General features: G+C 66.7%; 17 protein-coding genes and 1 tRNA gene. 12 read left to right on the top strand and 6 right to left on the bottom strand.

The features are described from left to right. Positions 1–135: 135 nt before the first annotated feature. The gene (locus ACN2C7_RS05840) at positions 136–3,258 is read right to left on the bottom strand and encodes a TonB-dependent receptor (protein ID WP_419320436.1); all 3,123 of its coding nucleotides are present in this window, start codon (positions 3,256–3,258) and stop codon (positions 136–138) included. 665 nt (positions 3,259–3,923) lie between these two features. Here ACN2C7_RS05840 and ACN2C7_RS05835 point away from each other — a divergent pair. The 3 genes from ACN2C7_RS05835 to ACN2C7_RS05825 all read left to right on the top strand — a co-directional run bounded on the left by ACN2C7_RS05835 (position 3,924) and on the right by ACN2C7_RS05825 (position 9,436). After that, positions 3,924–4,967 carry a LacI family DNA-binding transcriptional regulator gene (locus tag ACN2C7_RS05835; RefSeq protein ID WP_419320435.1) on the top strand — a complete coding sequence of 348 codons (1,044 nt, stop codon included), beginning with the start codon at positions 3,924–3,926 and terminating at the stop codon, positions 4,965–4,967. Between the two features lie 59 nt (positions 4,968–5,026). Further along, positions 5,027–7,291 carry a beta-glucosidase family protein gene (locus ACN2C7_RS05830; RefSeq protein WP_419320434.1) on the top strand — a complete coding sequence of 755 codons (2,265 nt, stop codon included), beginning with the start codon at positions 5,027–5,029 and terminating at the stop codon, positions 7,289–7,291. Positions 7,292–8,515: 1,224 nt separating this feature from the next. Continuing rightward, the gene (locus tag ACN2C7_RS05825) at positions 8,516–9,436 is read left to right on the top strand and encodes a Gfo/Idh/MocA family protein (RefSeq protein ID WP_419321416.1); all 921 of its coding nucleotides are present in this window, start codon (positions 8,516–8,518) and stop codon (positions 9,434–9,436) included. A 261-nt stretch (positions 9,437–9,697) separates the two neighbouring features. On the opposite strand, the gene ACN2C7_RS05820 is transcribed toward ACN2C7_RS05825, so the two are convergent. The 3 genes from ACN2C7_RS05820 to ACN2C7_RS05810 all read right to left on the bottom strand — a co-directional run bounded on the left by ACN2C7_RS05820 (position 9,698) and on the right by ACN2C7_RS05810 (position 14,046). Then, complete coding sequence (locus ACN2C7_RS05820; RefSeq protein ID WP_419320433.1) at positions 9,698–11,287, bottom strand: fatty acid--CoA ligase; 1,590 nt, start codon at positions 11,285–11,287, stop codon at positions 9,698–9,700. Positions 11,288–11,416: 129 nt separating this feature from the next. Then, complete coding sequence (locus ACN2C7_RS05815) at positions 11,417–12,370, bottom strand: copper resistance protein B (protein WP_419320432.1); 954 nt, start codon at positions 12,368–12,370, stop codon at positions 11,417–11,419. Then, positions 12,367–14,046 carry a copper resistance system multicopper oxidase gene (locus tag ACN2C7_RS05810; RefSeq protein ID WP_419320431.1) on the bottom strand — a complete coding sequence of 560 codons (1,680 nt, stop codon included), beginning with the start codon at positions 14,044–14,046 and terminating at the stop codon, positions 12,367–12,369. The genes ACN2C7_RS05815 and ACN2C7_RS05810 overlap by 4 nt, the downstream gene beginning before the upstream one ends. A gap of 81 nt (positions 14,047–14,127) precedes the next feature. Here ACN2C7_RS05810 and ybaK point away from each other — a divergent pair, with 81 nt between their 5' ends. From ybaK to ACN2C7_RS05785, 5 genes are all read left to right on the top strand, one after another. Continuing rightward, complete coding sequence (ybaK, locus tag ACN2C7_RS05805) at positions 14,128–14,601, top strand: Cys-tRNA(Pro) deacylase (RefSeq protein WP_419320430.1); 474 nt, start codon at positions 14,128–14,130, stop codon at positions 14,599–14,601. Between the two features lie 60 nt (positions 14,602–14,661). Then, a tRNA-Met gene (locus tag ACN2C7_RS05800) sits at positions 14,662–14,738 on the top strand. Positions 14,739–15,121: 383 nt separating this feature from the next. Continuing rightward, positions 15,122–15,670 (top strand): PAS domain-containing protein, encoded by a 549-nt coding sequence (locus ACN2C7_RS05795; RefSeq protein WP_419320428.1) that lies wholly within the window; start codon positions 15,122–15,124, stop codon positions 15,668–15,670. 252 nt (positions 15,671–15,922) lie between these two features. After that, positions 15,923–16,690, top strand: coding sequence for a bacteriorhodopsin-like (locus ACN2C7_RS05790; protein ID WP_419320426.1), 768 nt, complete (start codon positions 15,923–15,925; stop codon positions 16,688–16,690). A 145-nt stretch (positions 16,691–16,835) separates the two neighbouring features. Continuing rightward, positions 16,836–17,618 carry a Brp/Blh family beta-carotene 15,15'-dioxygenase gene (locus ACN2C7_RS05785; RefSeq protein ID WP_419320425.1) on the top strand — a complete coding sequence of 261 codons (783 nt, stop codon included), beginning with the start codon at positions 16,836–16,838 and terminating at the stop codon, positions 17,616–17,618. A 61-nt stretch (positions 17,619–17,679) separates the two neighbouring features. On the opposite strand, the gene ACN2C7_RS05780 is transcribed toward ACN2C7_RS05785, so the two are convergent. Next, positions 17,680–18,195, bottom strand: a complete 516-nt coding sequence (locus tag ACN2C7_RS05780) for a CBS domain-containing protein (protein ID WP_419320424.1) — start codon at positions 18,193–18,195, stop codon at positions 17,680–17,682. Positions 18,196–18,525: 330 nt separating this feature from the next. On the opposite strand from ACN2C7_RS05780, the gene ACN2C7_RS05775 reads away from it, so the two are divergent. From ACN2C7_RS05775 to ACN2C7_RS05765, 3 genes are all read left to right on the top strand, one after another. Beyond that, a complete protein-coding gene (locus tag ACN2C7_RS05775) occupies positions 18,526–18,951 on the top strand; it encodes a fasciclin domain-containing protein (protein ID WP_419320423.1) in 426 nt (141 codons plus the stop codon). 243 nt (positions 18,952–19,194) lie between these two features. Beyond that, entirely contained in the window at positions 19,195–19,854 is a 660-nt protein-coding gene (locus tag ACN2C7_RS05770; protein WP_419320422.1) for an alpha/beta hydrolase, read from the top strand. A gap of 13 nt (positions 19,855–19,867) precedes the next feature. After that, complete coding sequence (locus ACN2C7_RS05765) at positions 19,868–20,317, top strand: GNAT family N-acetyltransferase (RefSeq protein WP_419320421.1); 450 nt, start codon at positions 19,868–19,870, stop codon at positions 20,315–20,317. Positions 20,318–20,393: 76 nt separating this feature from the next. Here the strand turns inward: ACN2C7_RS05765 and ACN2C7_RS05760 are convergent, their stop codons facing one another. Further along, positions 20,394–21,842 carry a LytTR family DNA-binding domain-containing protein gene (locus ACN2C7_RS05760; protein ID WP_419320420.1) on the bottom strand — a complete coding sequence of 483 codons (1,449 nt, stop codon included), beginning with the start codon at positions 21,840–21,842 and terminating at the stop codon, positions 20,394–20,396. 76 nt (positions 21,843–21,918) lie between these two features. On the opposite strand from ACN2C7_RS05760, the gene ACN2C7_RS05755 reads away from it, so the two are divergent. Beyond that, on the top strand, positions 21,919–23,412 hold the full coding sequence (locus ACN2C7_RS05755; RefSeq protein ID WP_419320418.1) for an alpha/beta hydrolase: 1,494 nt from the start codon (positions 21,919–21,921) through the stop codon (positions 23,410–23,412). The last annotated feature ends 51 nt before the right edge of the window (positions 23,413–23,463 follow it).

The raw sequence follows: 23,463 nt of genomic DNA, 5'->3' as shown, positions 1-23,463 counted from the left end.
CCTCCCAAAGCGCGTTCAGATAGGTCCGGCGGAGGTCTAGGCTATCGCCTGGCATCCGTCTCGGACAGGTCCGCCTCCAAAAAAGAGCCGCCGTGACAGGGGAGTCACGGCGGCTGCAGGAGGTGAGCCTAGAGTTTACCAGCGAGCCCGAAGGCCGACGGTGTAGCGGGGTTCGAACTCGTTCTGGTGATCGTACTGGGTCTTACCCTTAGCGAACTGCAGGTAATAATCCTCGATCTCACCGGTAACGTTCGAACCGTTGAAGTAAACCGTGACGTTCTCACGCACGTTGTAGCTGACGTTGACGTCCACATAGCCCGTCTTGTCCTGGAAGATCGGAATGACGCGATCGCCGCCGCCATTCATCGTTCCGGACAAACGTTCAGTGCGATAGTTGTAGGCGACGCGCGCCTGCAGCTTGTCGTCCTGATACCAGCCGACCAGGTTGAACTGGTGCTTGGAGTTGTCGAAGAACGGCAGCTTTTCACCCGCCAGATCCAGACGCTTCTCCTCGCTGGGCGAGTAGGTGTAGTTGCTGTCCAGGCCGAAGTTGGACAGCAGTCCGGCGTCCGGCAGGATATCGCTCATCGCCAGCTTGGCGCCGATTTCCAGGCCCTCGACCTCGCCGCCGTCGCCTTGCAAGGGCAGCGAGACCACGACATCGCGGCGGATGACGCCGTCCTGGTCGGGGAAGCGCCCGGTTGTCGTGCCGCCGGTCACGAAGCTGTCGATCTTCAGCTTGAAGGCCGAGATGTTCAGCATCGAGGCGCGACCGAAATAGTACTCGATAGCGCCGTCGAAGTTCTGCGACCGCCACGGATCCAGGTTCGGGTTGCCCGATGAACTGGCGCCGGTGACGCAGCGAACGTTGGGCAGCGCCGCGCCGCAGTCAGACGTAAAGATCGACAGACCGCCGCCATAGTTGCCCAGATCAAGCGGTTGCATGGTCTTGGAGTAGGCCGCGCGGAACTTGAGGTGCTCGCCCAGGTCGTAGGTCAGGTTCACCGACGGCAGCCAGTCCGTGTACTTGCGCTTGGTGACCGTATCGCCCGCGTCGGCATTGGTGTCGCCGTAGTTGCGGACGTCGCCGGTCAGGTTCTGCTTCACCGTCAGTTCAGTTTCGATGACGCGCAGGCCGACATTGCCCGACAGGCCGCCCATCTCGAAGTTGGCCGCTCCGAACGCGCTCTGCTCGCCTAGGCTGACATCATAGGTCTGACCGGGGATCTGAACGCGGATAGCTCCACCGAAGACCTTCTTGTGGAAGGCTTCCGCATCGTCGAAGTCGCGCGGATCGATCGCCCAGAAGCCCGGGATACCGGCAGTCACGCCACCCAGGTCATCGACCCAGACGGTGTTATTGTAGGTGTCCAGGCGCGTCGGGGCGTTGACCGTGTAGCCCTGGAACACCTGCAGGCCGGTGACCGGATCGGGCACGAACTCGCCCGCCTGGCACTGGTTCTGGCTCATGACGACGTCGATGGCCTTCCACTGGGCCTCGCAACCGCCGGCCGGAACGCGCGAGCCATTGGCCTGAACGGCGCCCGCTGAACCGCCATAGAACCCGGAGAACAGGTGGAATTGCTCGACCGAGACGGAGCGCTCGCTCTGGCGAACACCGGCGTCGATCTTGGTGATGAAGCCCAGGAACTTGTCTTCGAACTCATAGTGACCGTCGGCGCGGAACACGTTCATGTCCGACTCGACTTCGTTGTTGCCTTCCGAAGAGAAGGCCCCGATCGCGTAGCTATCCTTGTTAGCCATGTAGTCTTTGAGGGTCTTGCCCGCGCCCAGGCCGCCCGCGAGCGGCTTGTCGAAGCCCGACCACACCGCCTTGTCGCCGCCGATGTTGTAGTGCAACTGCGGGTTGGCGCCGTAGCCCAGCGGGTTCGGATCCAGGTAGCAACCGCCGGCGCTGCCCGCGACAGCGTTGGTGCGACGCGTGACCGGGAACTTGTCGCAGATGGCCTTGGGATAGAAGGTGCCGCGGGTGCGGTCGGCGCCATCGCGGAACAGATTGAAGCGTCCGTCAGCATACCGCCAGTTGCTCAGGTCGCCCTGGGCCTGGCCGTTCATGCTCAGCCGTTCCCCATCAGCGCGGATGGCACGGGTTTCGAACGTGAAGGGACCACCGTTGTCGTAGTTCAGTTCCAGATTGTAGTTCTTGGTCTTCGACTTGGTGGTGCGGTTGACGGTGAAGGAATTGATCCACCAGGCGTCGATGTCATATTCGTCGACGGCCAGCCAAGGACGGCCGTTGCCGCCTGCGGTCGGGCTGTTGACGCCGGTGGCTTCGGACGCGGTAGGCCGCGTCCAGTTGCCAAAGGCGCCGCCGTCCCAGCGGTTGGAGATGTTGATGCCGACAGCGCGGTTGTACTCTTCGAGTTCCGCGTAGAAGCCCTCGGCGATCAGGGTGAAGCCTTCGCCCAGATCGGCCTCGAAGGCGACATTGACGCCTAGGCGGTCGCGTTCGACCACGCGGTTGAAGCTTTCGAAGCCGTGCGGCGAAACGAAGTTGTTCGGGTTGCCGCCGCCCCAGTCGTTGTTGCCCGACAGGCCGACAGTGCCCGAATAGTTGTTGCCCAGGTTCGACTTGCTCTTGGCGGCCGACACCATCAGGCCGACGCGGTCATTGCGCCAGTTGAGGACGCCGTTGACCAGGTAGTCGTTTTCCTTGGTGCGCTCGCCGCGCTGGGCTTCTGCGCCGCCGGCAAAGGTCAGGCCTTCGGGCAGCTGAAACGGACGGCGGGTACGCAGGTCGATGGTGCCCGAGATGCCCGACAGGGCGTTCTTGGGATCGGTCGACTTGTAGACCAGCACCTGGTTCATCAACTGCGAGGGCACGTCCAGCAGGTTCGGCTGGGCCGAGCCCATGTTGCCGGCGCTGAGATACTGTTCGCCGTTCAGCAGGGTCACGACCTGGGCCAGACCGCGGATATTGACCGTGGCGCCTTCGCCGGCGTTGCGCTGGATCTGGATGCCCGAGATGCGCTGCAGCGAGTCCGCGATGGTGACGTCGGGCAGCTTGCCGATGTCTTCGGCCGAAATGGCGTCGACGATCGAAGCTTGCGTGCGCTTGACGTCGACCGACTTGATCTGAGATCCGCGAACCCCGGTGACGACCACTTCTTCAACAGTGGTGTCGGCCGCAGCGGTCTGGGCGAATGCGCCGGTGGTCAGAGCCACCTGCGAGGCGCCGGCCAGCAAGGCCACCGCCAGGCCGCGCGTAAGCACGGCTTTCCTATGTTGATTAGTCAAATTCCTCGCTCCCCAACTTAACGTTTTTATGATCGTTCGCTCCGTTCCTGGGCGCGCCGTCTACGCGACGCACTCCAGAACCGATTGAGCGCCTTTAGGCCCGGTGAACCGCTTGTCCGCGATGTCCGCTCTTGACGGCGACCCCCAGCGCCCGGGCTGTCGATTCCGGCCCAACACCGTTATCGGTTAAGCCCAACATCCCCAAATGTCCCAGCCAAGTCAACAAGAATGTCAACGTTGTCATTCGCGCCGCACAAGGCCTTTGGCCGCTCCACGAGAGAATGGGCAAACAGGCTTCACCTGAAAAATTGCCGTGCCATCCGGCCATTCATCGCAACTAAGCGCAGAAAATCGCCGATTTCGACCGCGTAACGACGCCTCCGGCCCCTTTTGGCGCAACATTGGTAACGCTCCCACGATTCAGCGATGGGGGGCGGCTTCAACGCCTAGTCCGCTCATGGAGCACGCTCTCAGAGTCGGAAATGTCGCGAATTCGTGTCCCTTAAATGTCCTTCTAAATGACGTTGTTTGACCGAAATTTGTCCTTATGAATGACAAGCCAGACATCGTCAGCTATGACCTGCGTGACGCGCCGCCTTGCCCTCGCCACCTTCACCGTGGTGGAGTCCGGTCAGTAAGAACGCGCAACCGGGTGTAGAAACGCAATGGCGACGATCCACGATGTGGCCGAACGGGCGGAGGTCTCGCCCAAGACGGTCTCTCGCGTCCTCAACGATCATGAGAGCGTCAGCGCAAAGACGCGCGAGCGCGTCCGCGCGGCCATGCAGGACCTGGGCTACCAGCCCAGCGCCGTGGCGCGCAGCCTGCGCTCGCAGACCTCGTCCTCGGTCGGGGTGCTGATGGGCGATCCCAGCGGCGGCTATCACACCAAGGTTCACCACGCCCTGCTGCTGGCCTGCGTCGAGACCGGCCGCCACCTGACGGTCGACCTGTTCGACGGCCCTGTCGCCGGCTGGCAGGACCGGATCCGCGCCTTCGTCGCCGACGGCGGCGTGCGCGAGATGATCCTGCTGCCGCCCGAATGCGACTTTGGTCCGCTGAAAGAGCTGATGCGCGAGCTTGAGGTCCGCTGTGTGCTGATCTCGCCGACCAGCCCCGATCCCTTCTTTCCCGCCATCGCGATGGATGATCGCGCCGCCGCCCGCGAGGTGGTCGAGCACCTGTTCAGCCTGGGCCACACCCGGATCGGCCACATTTCGGGCCATCCCGACCACGCCGCCAGCACCCATCGCCGCAACGGCTTCTTCGAGGCCTATGCCGCCCGAGGCCTTCCGCGTCCCGCGCCGGAGCTGATCGCCGACGGCGAGTTCACCTTCAAGACCGGCACGGAGGCGGCCAGGGTGCTGCTGGACATCGACGAGCCGCCGACTGCGATCTTCGCCGCCAATGACGACATGGCCGCCGCCACCTGCATGGAGGCCCAGCGTCGCGGGCTGCGCATTCCAGACGATCTCTCGGTGGTCGGCTTCGACGATGCGCCGATCGCCGCCGTGATCTGGCCGACCCTGACCACCATTCGCCAGCCCTTTGAACAGATGGCGCTACGAGCCCTGCAGACCTTCCGCGCGTGGAACGCCAACGAGCTCGCCGGCAAGGCCGCCGCGCCGTTCCTGGCCCAGCACAGCCTGATCGTCCGCGAATCGACGGGCCCCGCCCGTAGCGGCGGGCCGCCGAAGCGAAAGACCTGACCCCTTCGCCGCCGAGCCGATAACGGCCGGCGGCCCAGACAGATGAGTACGGAGGAAACATGAACCGGCAGACATTCCAGGGCCTGGCCCTGGCGCTGATGATCGGCGCGTCCGCGACGGCGCTGAACGCCCAGGCCCAGGTCGCGACTCCGGCGAGCACCGCCGCCCAGCCCTGGCTGAACTCCAAGCTTGATCCCGACGCCCGCGCCGACCTGGTCGTCAAGGCCATGACCCAGGACGAGAAGCTGACCCTGGTGTTCGGCTATTTCGGCGCCGACATGAAGCCCAAGTACACGCGCATCGAAGGCTCCCTGCCCGGCTCGGCCGGTTACGTGAAGGGCATCCCCCGCCTGGGCATCCCCGCCCAGTGGGAGACCGACGCCGGCGTCGGCGTGGCCACGCAAGGCAGCGCCAAGGAATTCCGCGAACGCACCGCCCTGCCCTCGGGTATGGCCACGACCGCCACCTGGAACCCCGACCTGGCCTTCAAGGGCGGCGCGATGATAGGGTCCGAGGCCCGCAATTCCGGCTTCAACGTCATGCTGGCCGGCGGCGTCAATCTGGTTCGCGAACCCCGCAACGGCCGCAACTTCGAATATGGCGGCGAGGATCCGCTGCTGGCCGGCACGATGGTGGCCGCCCAGATCAAGGGCATCCAGTCCAACAACATCGTCTCGACGATCAAGCACTACGCCCTGAACAATCAGGAGACTGGCCGCTTCGTCCTCAGCGCCACGATCGACGAGACCTCGGCCCGGATGTCGGACCTGCTGGCCTTCCAGTTCGCCATCGAACAGTCCGACCCGCAGTCGGTGATGTGCGCCTACAACCGCGTCAACAGCGTCTATGCCTGCGAGAGCGACTGGCTGCTCAACACCGTCCTGAAGAAGGACTGGGGCTACAAGGGCTATGTGATGAGCGACTGGGGCGCGGTGCATTCCGGCGCCAAGGCGGTCAATGCGGGCCTCGACCAGCAGTCGGCCGGCGACGCCTTCGACAAGCAGAACTTCCTGGGCTCGGTGCTCAAGGCCGACCTGGCCAGCGGCGCCGTCAGCGGCGCGCGGCTGGACGACATGGCCCGCCGCATCACCCGCGCCCTGTTCGCCAGCGGCGCGGTCGATCACCCGGTCAAGGTCGCCCCGATCGATCTGACGGCCAACGGCAAGGTCAGCCAGGCCGACGCAGAGGAAGGCATGGTCCTGCTGAAAAACGAGGATGGCCTGCTGCCCCTGGCCAAGACCGCGAAAACCATCGCCGTGATCGGCGCCCATGCCGATGTCGGCGTGCTGTCGGGCGGCGGCTCCTCGCAGGTCTATCCGGCCGGCGGTCGCGCCGTGCAGGGCCTCTTGCCCGCCACCTGGCCGGGCCCGGTGATCTATTACCCGTCCTCGCCGCTGAAGGCGCTGCAGGCCCGCTTCCCGAACGCCAAGGTCACCTTCGCCGACGGCAAGGACCCGGCCGCCGCCGCCAAGCTGGCCGCCGCCAGCGACCTGGCCATCGTCTTCGCCGACCAGTGGACCACCGAGTCGGAAGACGTCTGGACCCTGAACCTGCCCAACAGCCAGGACGCCACCATCGCCGCCGTCGCCAAGGCCAACGCCAAGACGGTGGTCGTGCTGGAGACCGGCGGCCCCGTGGTCATGCCCTGGCTGAACGAGGTCGGGGCCGTGCTGCAGGCCTGGTTCCCGGGCACCAATGGCGGCGAGGCCATCGCCCGCGTCCTGACCGGCGAGGTCGACGCCTCGGGCCGCCTGCCCGTGACCTTCCCCAAGGACGTCACCCAACTGCCCCGTCCCAAGCTGGATGGCGATCCCAAGACGCCCGACGTCCTGTTCGACGTCGACTACCGGATCGAAGGCGCGGCGGTCGGTTACAAGTGGTTCGACCTCAAGAAGCACGAGCCGCTGTTCCCGTTCGGCTATGGCCTGTCCTACACCCGGTTCGCCTATTCCAACCTCAAGGCTTCGAACGCTGACGGCGTGCTGACCGTCAGCTTCGACGTCAAGAATGTCGGCGCGCGGACCGGCAAGGACGTGCCGCAGGTCTATGTCGCGCCCAAGGCCGGCGCCAATGGGGCGTCTTGGGAAGCGCCCCAGCGCCTGGGCGGCTTCAGCAAGGTCGAGCTCGCGCCCGGCGCCAGCACCTCGGTGACGGTGACGGTCGACCCGCGCCTGCTGTCGACCTGGGACGGCAAGGCCAACGGCTGGTCGATCGCGGCGGGCGACTATGCGGTCTCGGTCGGAGCCTCCTCGCGCGCCCAGTCGCTGACCTCGACCGTATCGCTCAAGGCCCAGGCCCTGCCGGTCTCGCCGCTGACGAAATAGGCGGCGTCACTTGCTCTCTAGGTCACTGGCTTTCTTTTCCCTTCCCCCTCGATGGGGGAAGGGTTGGGGATGGGGGTGGCAGAGGCTCAGGATGTGGCGCGGCCTGCGTGAAATCATCCGGCGGGGTCACCCCCATCCCCGCCCTTCCCCCATCAAAGGGGGAAGGGAGAAGACACGGGCTCTCAGCCTCACGCGGCATCAGCCACTGAGCTAGTCGGGGAGGCGCGAAGCGGCCGGGGCGAACCCGGATGACCGTGATGTGTTTTGTGCGTTTCGGCTCGACCTGTCCGCTTCGCAGAAGCTGTTCTTGCGTGAGGATTGGGCCAAGCGAGCGTCTTTCAGCTCTGATACCCAAGAGCCCCCGTACGGGCGCGCATCCCGTCGATCGGCTAACCGTCTCGACGCCGACGATGCGCGATAGGCGGGTTTACGATCCCTCGCCCTCTTCGACCCGCGTTCACCCGGCCGACGAGCCACTCAGCGTTTGGTCCGTCCTTCTGAGACAGCCCGCACACCTCGACCCGCCTTCCAGGGCGTCGCGGCCCCGCTCAGCTCCATCCCCATCGCCGCTTTGGGCCGGTACCACGCGCCCTCCCCCTGCGACGGGGACAGCACCAAGAATACGGGCGGTTTGAGCTCCGAGGATTGGCGCGATCAACTATTTTATAGTGCGTTGATTGGGTTGAAGTTTGTTCCGGAAAGACCGGGGATTGAGCGCGGTCTATCCCCACAAGTCCTCCCCCTGAAGGGGGAGGTGTCGGCCCCTTCGGGCCGACGGAGGGGGAAGTAGCTGCTGACTCATTGCGGTCTTCCCCCACCGGCCTCCGGCCGCCTCCCCCTTCAGGGGGAGGACTTGGGAGCCCACCTTCGCGTCGAAGGTCACCATCCCAAAATCTCACCGCGCGGCGATCGCCGGCCCTTCAGAACGTCCCCTGCGACATATTCGCCATGGCCTTGCCCTGAGCGCCGACCCACATCAAAGCTGGGTCATCGATAGGTCCCCACCGTCGGTACCCGCTGGCCGGGGATGCTTTTATATCCCCGGCCGGCTCCCCTCCCCGACATCAGATCTGACGCCGCCGACAACCGGCCCGGCGCGCGAGTCGTAGCTCTCGCCCCGGTGAAGGGCGAGGATCCTGGCGGTGCGCCGTCATGAAATCGCTTGGCGCGCCCCATTTGTACGATAATAGATCGGCAGAGAGTTCAGGGAGCTGCGGCGTGAGCATCATCAGGGTCGGGATCGTCGGGGTCGGCAAGATCGCGCGGGATCAGCACATCCCCGCCATAGCGGCCGATCCGGGCCTGGAGCTGGTCGCCGTGGCCAGCCGCAGCCGGCCGGACGTGGGCGTCCCCGCCTTCGAGACGCTGGAGGAGATGCTTCAGAGCGGCATCGAACTGGACGCCGTCGCCCTCTGCACCCCGCCCCAGGTGCGGCGCGAGACGGCGCTGACGGCGCTGCGGGCCGGCAAGCACGTGTTCCTGGAAAAGCCGCCCGGCGCGACCGTGGGCGAGGTCGGTGACCTCTCAGCCCTGGCCGCCGAGCAGGGCGTAACCCTGTTCGCCAGCTGGCACTCGCGCTTCGCCGCCGGCGTGCCTGCCGCCAAGGCGTGGCTGGCCGCCCGCACGATCCGCAGCGTCGACATCCAGTGGCGCGAGGACGTACGCCGCTGGCACCCCGGCCAGACCTGGATCTGGGAAGCCGGCGGCCTGGGCGTCTTTGATCCGGGCATCAACGCCCTGTCGATCCTGACCGAGATCATGCCCCGCGAAGTGTTCGTCACCGACGCGCGGCTTCAGGTTCCGGAAAACGTCCAGTCGCCGGTCGCGGCGCACCTGGCCATGACCGACATCGAGGGCGTCAGGATCACCGCCGACTTCGACTTCCTGCAGACCGGCCCCCAGACCTGGGACATCACGGTGGTCGCCGACGAGGGGACCCTGCGCCTGTCGAGTGGCGGGGCCATCATCGAAATCGACGGCCAGCCGGTGGTCCAGGCCGCCGAGGCGGAATATCCGGGGCTGTATGGGCGGTTCGGCGAGCTGATCCAGGCGGGCAAGTCGGAAGCCGACGTGCGGCCGCTGGCCCTGGTGGCGGATGCTTTTCTGGTCGGCACGCGGGAGCTGGTCGAGGCGTTTATCGAGTAGGTCGGCGCGACTGGCCCCGGAGGGGCGGGGCTATCGCTGATAGAGCCACAGCCAAAAAGGCTGTCATCCCGGACAAGCCCGGCGAAAGCCGGGCGCAGATCCGGGACCGCCGGAAGCGCTGCGTTCAGGCGTCGGTCCCGGATCTTCGCGCTGCGCGCTCGTCCGGGATGACAACCGTTCTTGGTCATAGGCTTTGGCCCTTCCCCCTCCGGGGGAGGACGGCTGCGAAGCAGCCAGGAGGGGGCCTGCGGCGTCTGCCGCCTAGTTCACCTGCCGCGTCCGCCCCTCCCAGTACGGCGCGCGCAGTTCCCGGCGCAGGATCTTGCCTGACGGATTGCGCGGCAGGACGTCGATGAAGTCGATGGTCTTGGGCGCCTTGAACGCGGCGATCCGCGTGCGGGCAAAGGCGATGATGCTGTCGGGATCGCGCGGCGCGCCGGGCTTGAGGGCCACCACCGCCTTGACCGCCTCGCCCCACTTGTCATCGGGCACGCCGATCACCGCCACCTCGGCCACATGCGGATGGCCATAGACGGCGCTCTCGACCTCGGCCGGATAGATGTTTTCGCCGCCCGAGATGATCATGTCCTTCACCCGGTCGTGGATGAACAGATAGCCGTCCTCGTCCAGATAGCCGGCGTCGCCGGTGCGCAGCCAGCCGTCGGCGTCGATGGTGGCGGCGGTGGCCTGGTCCAGCTTCCAGTAGCCGGCCATGTTGGCGCTGGAGCGCACGGCCACCTCGCCCACGGTGTTGGGCGGCAGGCTGGCGCCGGCCTCGTCCATGACCTTCAGCTCGACCCCTGGCATCGGCAGGCCGGCCGAGCGCATGCGCGCATTGCCGGCCGGGTCATGATCCTCGGGCGGCAGATAGACGACCGTGCCGGTGGTCTCGGTCATGCCGTACTGCTGAACGAAGCCGCAGCCGAACACCTCCATGCACTCGCGCAGCAGGTCCAGCGGGATGGGCGCGGCGCCGTACAGGATGTGGGACAGGCGCGAATAGTCGACCTCGCGGGCCCGGGGCTGGCGCACCACGATCTGCAGGGCGGCCGGCACCATGAACATCTTCGAGATCCGGTCGTGCTCGATATAGTCCAGCACCTTGAATGGATCGAACTCGCGCGCCACCACGCCCTTGGCGCCGTTCAGCAGGCCCACCAGACCCCAACCGGTGCCGCCGATATGCGACACGGGCATAGCCACCAGGCTGACATCCTCAGGGCCCCACTGGTTCCAGGCCAACGGGTTCTCGGCGGCCAGCTTGCGCATGGACAGCAGGTTGTCATGGGTCAGCATGGCGCCCTTGGGACGGCCCGTGGTGCCCGAGGTATAGAGCTGGATGGCGATGCCGGCGGTCTTGATCGCAACCCTGGGATCGGTGTCGGGCTGGGCGTCGCGCCAGGCCTCAAACGTGCGGTGAGCGTCGCCCGCTACGGGTTCCATGACCACCACTTCGGGTCGCCAGGTCAGTTCGGCGGCGACGCTCTCGATCTGGTCGACCAGTTCGGGGCCGACGAAAACCAGCTTGGCGTCGCTGTCGCCGACGATATAGGCGACCTCCGGCGGGGCCAGTCGCCAGCCGATGGGCGCGGTGACCACGCCAGCCTTGGCCGCGCCGAACAGCAGCTCGAAATAGAGGTCGCTGTTCTTGCCGACATAGGCGATCCGGTCGCCGGTCTTCAGGCCGGCGGCCAGCAGGGCGTTGGCGACCTGGCTGGTCTTGCGGTCGAATTCGGCGAAGGTGGTGTCGCGCCCTTCGAAGCTGAGGGCCACGGCGTTCGGCCGGGCCTCCGCATGATAGCGGGCGACGTCGCCCAGGGTCGGCATGCGGTCAAAGTCGATGGCTGACATACGCCCTGATCTCCCTTTGGCCCGTCGCGCGGCGTGTGAATCCACCGCTTCCGATCAGGTCAAACAGATGTTGGGGTGTCTTTACGCGCAGGTAAAGCCATGCCGTTGCGGCAAGGGGCTCACAAAACGCTAGAACCAGGCCCTGACGCCGAACACCACGCTGGTCTGACCCGTCCGGTCGCCGGCCGCGCGGGCCAGATCAGCGGCGTCGCCGAAGGTGCGATGGCGCAGCACGCCGACATAAGGCGCGAACTCACGGCGGATCTCGTAGCGCAGGCGCAGGCCCAGTTCGGCGTCGCTCCCATCCCCGGCCAGGCTGGTCTCGACCTTCGACTGCAGGATCAGGCGCGTGGTCAGGCGCAGGTCGTGCGAGGCCTCGATGCGGGCCGACAGGTCGCCGCGATCCGACAGGAAGGCCGCCGCCCGGGTCTCGATCCAGTAGGGCGCGACACCCTCGACGCCCAGGGTGGCGTAGGTCCGGCCCTTCGGTTCGACATCCACTCGCAAACCGGCCTCGAGATCGAAATAGGGACCGATCGGCCGGGCGCGCAGGGCCTGCAGTTCGGCGCTCTCCCAGCCGTGGCCGTCGACATGCTCGCCGCGCGCCTTGACCGCCCACCTGCCGAAGTCGTCGCCGAACCAGCCCTCGCCTTCGAAGGCCGAGGCGTCGGCGCCCTGGCCCGAGCGGCGCTCGGCCTGGTCGGCCAGGACCATCCAGTAGCGTCCCCCGCCATGCTCCTGGCGCAGCACCGCCCGGGCCGAGGCCATCCGGGCGGGGTCGAAGAAGCGCTCGGCGGCGTGGTCGGTGGGGGGCGGCGGGGCGATGGCGGCGACGGCCGGCGGGGCCATGCTCGACATATTGTGGCCCGCATGAGGGTCGGCCATCTTTGTCATGTCGTGACCCGCGTGCGGATCAGCCATCTTCGACATGTCGTGGCCCGCGTGAGGGTCGACCATCTTTGACATGTCGTGACCCGCATGCGGATCGACCGGCGCGGCCTGCTGAACCGGCGCAGGCGGCGGCGTCATCTGGTGATGCTCGTGCTGCATCAAGGCCAGGGCCATCAGGAGCGGCGCGCTCATGCCGGGGCTCCGTCGAGCGGCCGCACGGTGACGACGTTGAACATCCCCGCATGCATGTGCATCAGCATGTGGCAGTGGAAGGCCCAGTCGCCGGGCTCGTCGGCGGTCAGGTCGAAGGCCACCTTGCCGCCGGGGGCGACATTGACCGTGTGCTTGCGCGGCTGGCGCCCTTCGTGGCCGTTTACGACCTCGAAGAAATGGCCATGCAGGTGGATCGGGTGGGCCATCATGCTGTCATTGACCAGCAGCACCCGCACCCGCTCGTCGCGCTGGAAGGCGATGGGCGTCTTCAGCGGGCCGAACGCCTCGCCGTCAAAGGCCCACATGAAGCGCTCCATATTGCCGGTCAGGTGGATCTCGACCGTACGGCCGGGCGGGCGCGGATCGGGATTGGGGTCCAGCGCGATCAGGTCCGTATAGACCAGCACCTTGTGGCCGACGTCTTCGAGACCTTGCGGCGGCTCGCCCAGGCGGTCCATCGGCATCGGCGAAATGGTCTGGACACCGGGGCCGAGCTTTACGCCCGGCGCATTGGCGCCGTCGCGCATGTCCATGCCGCCCATGTCGTGGCCGGCGTGAGCGGACATGTCCATGCCCATATCCTTCATCGTCGCCAGCGGCCGCTCGCGCAGCGGCGGGACCGGCGCGCTCAGGCCTGGCCGGGGGGCCAAGGTCCCGCGCGCCATGCCCGAGCGGTCCGAAGCCTCGGCCACCAGGGTGAAGGCGCGATCCTCCGTCGGCTGAACGATCACGTCATAGGTCTCGGCCGGCGAGATCTGGAACTCCTCGACGCTCACGGGCCGCACGTTCTGACCATCGGCCTGGACCACGCTCATCGACAGGCCCGGGATGCGGACGTTGAAGATCGTCATGGCGCCGGCGTTGATGAACCTTAGCCGCACCCGCTCGCCGGGCGCGAACAGTCCGGTCCAGTTATCCGCCGAACCCTGGCCATTGATCAGGTAGCGATAGACCGAGCCCGTGACGTCGAGGATGTCGGTCGGGTCCATCCGCATCTTCGACCATTCGACGCGGTCCTTCAGCGACTGGTCGCGGCCGGCCAGCAGGCCCGCCACCGTCTGTTTCTGGTCATTGAAATAGCCGGCGTGAGCCTTCAGCTTGCGCATCAACTGGTGCGGATGCAGGAAACTGTAATCCGACAGCACCACCACGTATTCGCGGTCGTAGGCCACGGGATCGGGCGCCGCCGGATCGATGATGATGGGGCCATAGACCCCCTCCTGCTCCTGCATGCCCGAATGGCTGTGATACCAGTAGGTCCCCGCCTGCCGGACCTTGAACTCGTAGACAAAGGTCTCGCCCGGCTTGATCCCCGGAAAGCTGACGCCCGGCACGCCGTCCATCTGGAACGGCACCAGCAGGCCATGCCAGTGGATCGAGGTGTCCTCGGAGAGCGCATTGGTCACCGACAGCCGGACGTTCTGGCCTTCCTTCAGGCGGATCAGCGGTCCCGGCACGGTTCCATTGACGGCCATGGCGTGGCCCGCCTTGCCGTCGACCGTCATGGGCGCATGGCCGATGGTCAGGCGGATGTCCTCGCCGCTCAGCACCTCGGGCGCCTTGCCGGTCCCGGCCTGCGCCCAGGCGGGCAGCAGCGATGCAACGCCCAGTCCCGTCGCAGCGGCGAGCATCTGGCGGCGGTCGAGGGCCTGCATAGCGATCACGTCTCCGGTTTGGGGCCCAGACGGCGCGCGCCCGGCTCCACAGCTTCAGACACTTGGGATATCACCTGCCCCATGTCCAGAAGCACACCCGCCACCCTAGCCCTGGCCAAGACCGGGGTCGCCTTCGAGCTGGCGACCTATGACTATGATCCGGGCTCGGAACGGGTCGGTCTGCAGGCCGCCGAGGCGCTGGGCGAAGATCCCGCCCGGGTGCTCAAGACGCTGGTGGTGCTGCTCGACGGCAAGCCGGCCTGCGTGGTGCTGCCGTCGGACAAGGAGGTCAGCATGAAGAAGCTGGCCGCCGCGTTGGGCGGCAAGTCGGCGGCGATGATGCCCGTCCCCGACGCCGAGCGGATCACCGGCTACAAGGTCGGCGGCGTCAGTCCCTTCGGCCAGAAGAAGCGCCTGCCGACGGCGGTGGAAGAAGCCGCCCTGGCCCAGCCCTATGTGTTCGTGAACGGCGGCCAGCGCGGCCTGCAGATCCGTCTTGCGCCCGCCGATCTGGTCGCGGCGCTGGGCGCGAAGACGGCGTCGATCGTGGCCTGAACGGGGTCGCTTGAAATCCCGCGCGCTTCTCGACTATAAGCCCCGCTCCCGTCCTGGTGCGGTTGGGTAGCTCAGATGGTTAGAGCGGTGGATTCATAACCCACAGGTCGGCGGTTCGATCCCGCCTCCAACCACCAGGACGGATTTCCCAGAGTTCTCGGGTTGTTCGGCCGCTTGACGAAGCTGGCCAAAATCCCGGCCCGGCCTGGTCCAAGCTTGGGGCAAGGTCACGAGCCAAAACGCTCTCCCCAGATGTGTTTGTGCAACGTCGACAGTCTTTAACGATCGAATTTTATTGACCTTTTCTCAGCGCGGCATGCTTGGCGCATGACAACCACGCCCGGACAGAAGCGACACTGCCAGGATTTGGGGCGTGGCATCAAAACGAGTGTAAGAGCGTTCTGCATCTGGCATGGTCTCCCGGATGAACAAAACAGGCACTGATCTGGCGATAGACGCCAATGTCTGTATCGCTGACGGCCGCCATATGCGGCTTGTGACGGATAGCCCGATCCCTTCGGTGATCAGCGACCCGCGACTGCCCGACAATCCGATCATCGCCTGCAACGAAGCCTTTTGCGAGCTCACGGGCTATCCGCCCGAGGAGGTGGTGGGGCGCAACTGCCGTTTCCTGTCGGGACCGGCGACCGAGCCGTGGCTGACCGAGGAAATCCGTCGCGGGGTGCGCGAACATCGTCCCGTGCTCGTCGAGATCCTGAACTACAAGCGCAACGGCCAACCCTTTCGCAACGCCGTCCTTGTCGCGCCGATCTACGACGAGGAAGACGCATTGCTGTATTTCCTCGGCTCTCAGGTCGAAATCGACGCCGATGCGGCGGCGCCGTCGAGCATGCGCCGGATCCGGGCTGCGGAAATGGTGAAGTCGCTGTCGCCGAGGCAAGGCCAGGTGCTCAAGCTGGTCGCCAACGGGCTGTTGAACAAGCAGATCGCGGCCCACCTGAGTCTGGCCGAGAAGACCGTCAAGATGCACCGCGCCATCCTGATGAACCGGCTGGGGCTGCATACGACAGCCGACCTGATCCGCCTCGCCGTCGAGGCCGGCCTCTAGACCGTCATCGTCGGCGATACGGCAGAAGGTCCGTATCGCCGAAAACTTGACCGCAGCCTATCCCATCCAGGTTGTCATAGCGGCAGGGCCGCGCGCTCCGAGTTTTGGGCGCGCGGTCGACATTCATCTTGCCAGTAATGCCGCTGTCACGACGCTTCGGGGGCCCGAAGATCGTCTCACTAAGATCGTGCGACCTCCGCAACACCCCTGCCCGGCGCACTCGCGCTGCGGACAACTGCGACGGAGACTTCAATGGATACTGTTACACCCTTCCAATACGAGCTGATCTACAACGCGTTTTCATTCGCCTTTGCGGCGATGGCCGCCGCCACGATCTTCTTGTGGCTTAGCCGGTCACAAGTCGCGTCGGCCTATCGCACCGCCCTGACCATCTCGGGCGTTGTCACCGCCATCGCGGCCTATCACTATTTCCGCATCTTCGAGAGCTGGCACGACGCCTACACGTTCAAGGACGGCGTGGTGACGGCGACCGGCATCGCCTTCAACGACGCCTATCGCTATGTCGACTGGCTGCTGACGGTTCCCCTGCTGCTCATCGAACTGATCCTGGTGATGCGCCTGTCGCGGGCGGAAACCACGTCGAAGTCGGTCACCCTCGGGCTGGCCGCAGCGCTGATGATCGTGCTGGGCTATCCCGGTGAAATCGCCACCGATCTGGCGACGCGCGCCTTGTGGGGCTCGCTGTCCATGGTGCCGTTCCTCTACATCGTCTTCCAGCTGTTCGTTGGCCTGGGCAAGTCGATCAAGGAGCAGCCGGCCGCCGCGCAAGGTCTGATCCGGACGGCGCGCCTGGTGACGGTTGCGTCATGGGGCTTCTATCCGATCGTCTTCTTCGCGCCGTTCATGGGCCTGACCGGCGGCGCCGTCGAGACGACCATTCAGGTCGGCTACACGATCGCTGACCTGGTCGCCAAAGCCGGCATCGGCATCCTCATCTTCCTGATCGCGGTCCGGAAGTCGGAGTCCGACACCGATGGCGGCAAGGCCTACGCCGCCTAATCCCATGAAAGGGATTGGGTTTGCCCCAACTGCACCCAGTTGCCACGCGCCCTTGGGACGTTGCAACCGGGTGCTTCCGGTCTTCTGGCCAGTCGCAGTCGCACTGCTGCTGGCTGCCTTGCTGGACGCTCCGCTGGGACAGTCGATGGCGGTTACGGCCGCCACGGCCCTGTTTCTGGGCGGCGGCCTGCCACACGGCGCCTACGATATCGCCTTGCTGCGCAGAGCCGTCGCGCCGGGGCGGCGTGTGCTGGTGCTCGTGATCGGCGGCTACGTCGCGATCGCCGTCGCCATGGCGCTATTGTGGATGACACTGCCCCTGTTGGCGCTGGTCCTGTTCCTGTCGATCTCGGCTGTGCATTTCGGCGAGGATTGGCAAATGCTTGAAGCGCCGCTGCTGCGCATCGCGGCAGGGGCAGCGGTAGTTACCGTGCCGACCATCAGCCATCCGGCGGCGGTGGCGGCCCTGTTTGTCGCGATGAGCGATGATCGAGCGATGCTATTGGTCCGCATCATTTCCGCAGCCGCGCCCGTGACATTGCTGGTCGCCGCCGTCGGCATCGCGGCAGCCTGGGTGGGTGGGTCCCGGACCTGGGCTACAGCGGTGACGCTGTGCCTCGTCGTGCTCGCCATCGCACCGCCCGTGATTGGCTTCGCCCTGTTTTTTGTTTTCCTGCATTCGCCACTGCACCTTGATAAGGCGCGCGGCATATTACGCGACATGTCGCGGCCGCGCTGGATCGCGACAGGCGGTTTGCTGTCAGGCGCCACGATCCTGGGGTGGCTGGCTCTGCAGGCGCTGTTCCCGTTCAGGGTCGACGCGAACTTGACGTCGCAAGCCTTTCAGCTGCTCGCCGCCGTCGCCGCCCCGCACCTGCTATTGTCGCATTGGCTGGAGCGAAGGGTGCGTGCTGCGGCCGTGCGCTGATCAAGACAGGCCTGCCACCCCACGGGTGGCAGGCCTGTCTCGCTCCGATAGTTCTCGTCAATCAGCGAAGTTGCGCGAAGATCGTCACGGACCAGGCCGCGAAGATGGCGACACAGGCGATAATCATCACCAGCGAGGGACTGACATTGAACGTGGCCCGGGCCTGTTCTTTCAGTCGCCCCATCAGTTCTGGCCAAGTATAGCTCACGAAGTCGCCCTGGCTCATCATACTGATGATTACGCCCTGGTCGTCGACCACCGGCAGGTGGCGAAATCTCTCGTTGGACATGATGCGGAGCCAGTCGAGAAGGTCGTCGTCGGCCCTGGCCATCTTCAGATCCGTCGTCATGATCTGGGAGAGGGTCGTCTCGTCCGGGTTCATCCGCTTGTTGAGCAGACGGCGCATGAAATCGCGTTCCGTCACGATACCGAGCGGTTTGCGGTCGGGGCCGACGATGACCGCAGCCCCGTAGTTGCGCTCGCTCATCACGGCGACGGCCTCGGCGACAGGCACATCTGGCCCGAACGTCAGTACTGCGGCCTTGCTCCGAAACTCCGGCCTGTCCTTGATCTTCACGGCAATCTCTCCTGGGCGATGATGGGGTCAGGACGAAGAGGCGGCCAACATCATCTCCCATCGCATCTGGCGATGGACGGATTGCCCATGGGGCACGATGAGGCGCCTGTTCGCAGGACGCCCGATCGTGATGGCGGATTGCCGCGGTTACCAGATGGCCCAAAGCCCGTATGGGCCGCTGCGGGGATCTGTGGGACTTGCGCTCCGCGGTGGCGACACGCTCGCGCCGTATCGATGCAAGCGCTTGCCTACCTCCGATCTGCGGCGCGCCTTGTGTCGCTGAAGATCGCTTTTCCCTCCCCAATGCCGATCGTTCCAAAGGAACCCAACATGACTGATCAGACGCACGATATCGTCGATACCGCCGTTGCCGCCGGCGCCTTCACGACGCTGGTCGCCGCAGTCACGGCCGCCGGTCTGGTCGATACGCTGAAGAGCGCCGGCCCGTTCACGGTCTTCGCCCCGTCGGATGAGGCGTTTGCTGCGCTGCCGGCCGGCACGGTCGAAGACCTCGTCAAGCCCGAGAACAAGGACAAGCTGACGGCGATCCTGCTGCTGCACGTCCTGCCCGGCCAGGTCATGGCTGCGGACGTCACGGGCAAGGTGATGGATGCGGTGACCGCCGGTGGCGCAACCGTGCACGTCGACGGCGCCGATGGCGTGACGGTCAATGGCGCCAAGGTTGTGACTGCCGATATCGCCTGCACCAATGGCGTCATCCACGTGATCGACGCCGTGCTCCTGCCCAAGGCCTAAGGGTCCTGCTGCGGCAATCGGGGGTTTTGCCCTCGGTTGCCGTGAGCACCACGGATGATCTCCCAGATGGTGCGACCTCGTCGATGAGATGGGGGTCGTGGGCTATCTGATGATGCTGAAGACCAATCCGAAGGCCGCAAAACGATCCTGACAACGCCCTGGTCAAGTCTTGGCGCGCGACGCCGCCGCGTCCACGCGGCTATAAGGATCGGCCCAGCCGAACCGACCCGACCAGGAGCCGCCATGACCCAGATCCCCACGCTCGACGGTCCCCGCGCGGCGCCCCTCTCGGGCGGCCCGGCCAAATCCCTGGTGATCTTCCTGCACGGCTACGGATCGAACGGCGCGGACCTGATCGACCTGGCGCCCTACTGGGCCTCTGCCCTGCCCGACACCCTGTTCCTCGCGCCCGACGCGCCTCAGCCCTGCGACGGCGTTCCCTATGGCCGGCAATGGTGGCCCCTGACCAGCCTGACGCCGGCGGCGCGCGCGGCGGGCGTCCGCGTCTCGGCCCCGGCCCTGAACGGCTATATCGACGCCCAGCTCGCCGCCCATGGCCTCAGCGAAGACAGGCTGGCCCTGGTCGGGTTCAGCCAAGGCTCGATGATGGCGCTGCATGTCGGACCGCGCCGGGCCAAGGCCCTGGCCGGCGTCATCGGCTTCTCCGGGATGCTGGCCGACCCAGACGCCCTGGCCGCCGAGGTCGCGACCAAGCCACCCATTCTCCTCGTCCACGGCGACCGCGACGACGTCCTGCCCGTCGAAGCGCTGCATCACGCCCAGCTCCAGCTCAAAGGCCTGGACTTCGATGTCGCCGCCCACGTTTCGCCCGGTCTTGGCCACAGCATCGATGAACCCGGCCTCCAGCTCGGCGCGCGTTTCCTGATCGACCGCCTCGCCTGAAGGGCAAACCGCCATGTCGAGCCGCCATGGCCTGTCCGTTCGAGCCGCCGACAGCGGCGACGTGGACGGATTGGCCGACCTGCTCAAAGCCGCAGGCCCGGCCCTTGCCCGGGAGCAACTTGCCCGGCGCCTCAGGGCCATTCAGGACCAACCCGGCGTCCTGCTCATCGCCGACGAATGGGGCCCGCCCTCGGGCGTCATCACGGCGCATTGGCATTCGGTGCTCACGGCCGACCTCAAGGTGGGGTGGATCTCCACCCTCTTCGTCGATCCAGACCGGCGTCGAAACGGGGTCGCGCGGCTGCTTCTAAAGGCCGCCTCCCAGGCCGCCCGCTCTGCGGGGTGCGGCGAGCTTGTGCTTAACCCGCCGATCGGGCCCGGGGACCTGCGCACATTTTGTCTGGCCACGGGCTTTGTCGAAAGCGGCGAGGTTTTCAGTCGAGCTCTTAGAAAGCGCAGCTGAGCGTCAACACCGGATATTGGAACGGTGAAGAGGCCTGGCCGCCGGTCGTGACAAAACGCCGATGGCGCGTTGCGTGTTACCTCGACACCGTCCCCACAGGGGGAGGAGCGTCCAGCGCCTCGCGCAGAGCTGGCTGGCGCGAACGGCTGACAGGCAGGGGCGCGCCCTCGCTCAGGTGCAGCCGCCAGCGGTCGCCGTCGCGCTCCAGGCGCTGCACGTGGGCCAGGTTGGCGATCACCGAGCGGTGGATGCGCAGGAAGTTGCCCGGTAGCTGGGTCGACAGCCCGTCGAGACGAGCGGCGTGCAGCAGGCTGCGACCGCCGACCATCCGCAGCTCGACATAGTCATCGGCCCCCACCACCGCCAGGATCTCGGCGATCGGCGCCAGCTCGACGCCACGCGCCGAGGCCACGGTCAGGCGGTCGGGGCGGCTGGCGGCGCGGGTCAGGGCGGCTTCCCGGCCCCGGTCGTCCCGGCCCAGCCGCACCAGCTCGACCACCAGCAAAGGCAGCACCAGGCCGGCGGCGAGCAGGAAGAAGGAGAGGTCGGCCAGCCATTCGGGGAACCCGAGGGCCAGGGCGAGGAACAGCGCCAGATAGGCCAGGGTCAGCCGCGCGCCGGAGCGTTTGCCACGTACGCCCGCCGCAGCTGGCAGGGCGGCCAGCGCCACCCCCAGGATCAGCGCCCAGGCCGTCTTGATATCGAAGCCCGGAAGCAGGGCCGTGGCGCCGACCACACCCAGGGCCAAGCCGATCATCAGGGCGCGGGCCCTGGGCAGGAACCGGGTGGAGACATAGCTCACCAGCAGCACCGCAAAGGCCGCCGCCAGCAGCCAGATCGCGCTCATCCGCCAGGCGTGCAGCGGATAGGGGTAGTCGAACAACGGCCGCAGGCTCTCGACGATGGCCTGCACGGCCGCGACCCCGGCCATGGCGGCCAGCATGAGGCTGGACCCCGTGCGACGCAGGGCGTGGATGACGCCAAAGCCGAACGCCGCCGCCAGCAGAGCGCCTGACGCCACGAAGGTAACGGCCAGCAGCGCGGTGCGCTGCGGAAACGGATGGGGCCAGACACCCATGGCGCTCATCGGGCGGGCGAACCGCAGGCCGCCATGGAAGGACGACAGGTGCAGCACCAGAACATTCTCGCCGGTCCGCCAGGTGGTTTCGCGGATGGGGAAGATCGCCTGGTAGCGCCCGGGGACCTCGTCCCGCGCCGTCGCGCCGGGCCGGCCGTTGGCGCCCAGGCGCTGACCGTTGAGCCAGGCCTCGGACGAGGCGACGCCCGCCAGATAGAGGGCGCGCGGCCGGGTGTCGCCCAAGGCCAGGTTCGGGGCATCGATCGTCGAGCGGACCCAGAGCTCCCGCCCCTGGGGATCGACAAGATCCTGGACCGGGCGGCAGTCGCTGAGCACGGGACCGCTCGGACCGAGCGCGCCGTGGCAGGCCTGCCAGGCTGTATCCTGGGCGCGGGCCAGGGTCGCGAGACCGGTCAGCAGGACGGTGAGGATCAGGATTCGCCACATGGCCCCCTTCTTAGGGCGCCGCTGACCGAGATGCTCCGCCATTCGCCGAGGAGGAGGCGCCATTGACCGAAGCGGCGTGGCGGACGGCGCTGCGGGCGGCTCAGCTGTCGGCATGACCCACACATCGCTCCATCGCCGCGCCCTGCTCGCCGCCGCCGGCCTCGTTCTGCCGACCCTGGCGTTCGCCCAGAGCTCTGCTCCGGCGACATCTCCGACGCAGGCCGGACCCATCCGCTTCAAGGGCTGGCGGGGCGTGGACACCGACGCCGAGCGCGGCTTCTTCGAGGTCCCCGAGGATCGCCGCGATCCCGGCTCACGGAAGATCCGGCTGAGCTATGTCCGCTTTGCCTCCACAGCGGCCAGACCGGGGCCGCCGATCATCTATCTGGCCGGCGGACCGGGCGGCCGGGCGACGCAGGCGGCGGGCGGACCGCGCTTTCCGATCTTCATGGCCCTGCGTGAGGTGGCCGACGTCATCGCCTTCGACCAGCGGGGCACGGGCCTGTCCAACGCCATCCCGGAGCGGGCGGCCTCGACGCGCCCGCCGCCGGTGTTCACGGAAGCCGGGCTGAGCGCCTATTTCCGCGAGGACTTCCAGGAGGCCTGGGCCGACTGGACCAAGGCCGGCGTGGCCATGACGGGCTACAACACCGAACAGAACGCCGACGACATAGATGACCTGCGACGCCACCTGGGCGCGGAAAAGGTCGCCCTCTGGGGCATCAGTTATGGCACGCATCTGGCGCTGAGCATGCTCAAGCGGCACGGCGACCGTGTGAGCCGCGTGGCCCTGGCCAGCCTGGAGGGCCAGGACCAGACGGTGAAGCGGCCGGCGGCGATCGACGCCCTTCTGCGCCAGGTGGATGGCCTGCTGGCCGCCGATCCCGCCGTCCGCGCGGCGATCCCCGACCTGCCGGCCCTGATGCGACGGGTGCACGCCAAGCTGGAAGCGGCGCCCGTCAGCCTGACCGCCACGCTGAACGGCGCGCCGGTCGACTTGCGGATTGGCGGCTTTGCCATTCAGCTCATGACGGGCGGGCTGATCGCCAATCCGCAGACCCTGGTCATGCTGCCGGGACTCTATCTGGCGCTCGACGCCGGCCAGACCGACGTGCTGAAGCCCTTCGCGAACGAATTCGCGGGTCTTCTCGGCATTGCCGGCATGCCGGAGGCCACGGATCTGGCCTCGGGGATCTCGCCGGCCCGGCTGGCCCTGGTGCAACGCGAAGCCAAGACCGCCGTGCTGGGCGCGGCGCTGAACTTCCCGATGCCGCAACTGCTGAGCGCCGTCCCGGGCGTGGACCTGGGTGAAGGCTTCCGGACGCCGCTCCGCATCGACCATCCCGCCCTGCTGGTCGCCGGGACGCTGGACGGCCGCACGCCGATGCCCGAGCAGGACGAGGTGGCCACCCAGTTCCGGCGCAAGTCCCGGGTGATCGTCGAGAACGCCGGCCACAATGTCTTCGAGGCCCATCCCGACGTGCAGGGGCTGCTGGTGCGGTTCTTCCGGGGTGAAGCCGTGGCCGACACCCGGCTGAGCCTGCCGCCACCGCAGTTCAAGCTGGCGTGATTTGGCGGCGTTGCGCGGACGGCTCGTTCGGCCTAGCTTCGCCAGACGTGC

The sequence above is a fragment of the Caulobacter sp. ErkDOM-E genome (assembly GCF_048541895.1).
Taxonomy (GTDB): domain Bacteria; phylum Pseudomonadota; class Alphaproteobacteria; order Caulobacterales; family Caulobacteraceae; genus Caulobacter.
The sequence above is the reverse complement of the archived record's forward strand: the minus strand, read 5'-3'. Positions and strand labels throughout refer to the sequence as shown.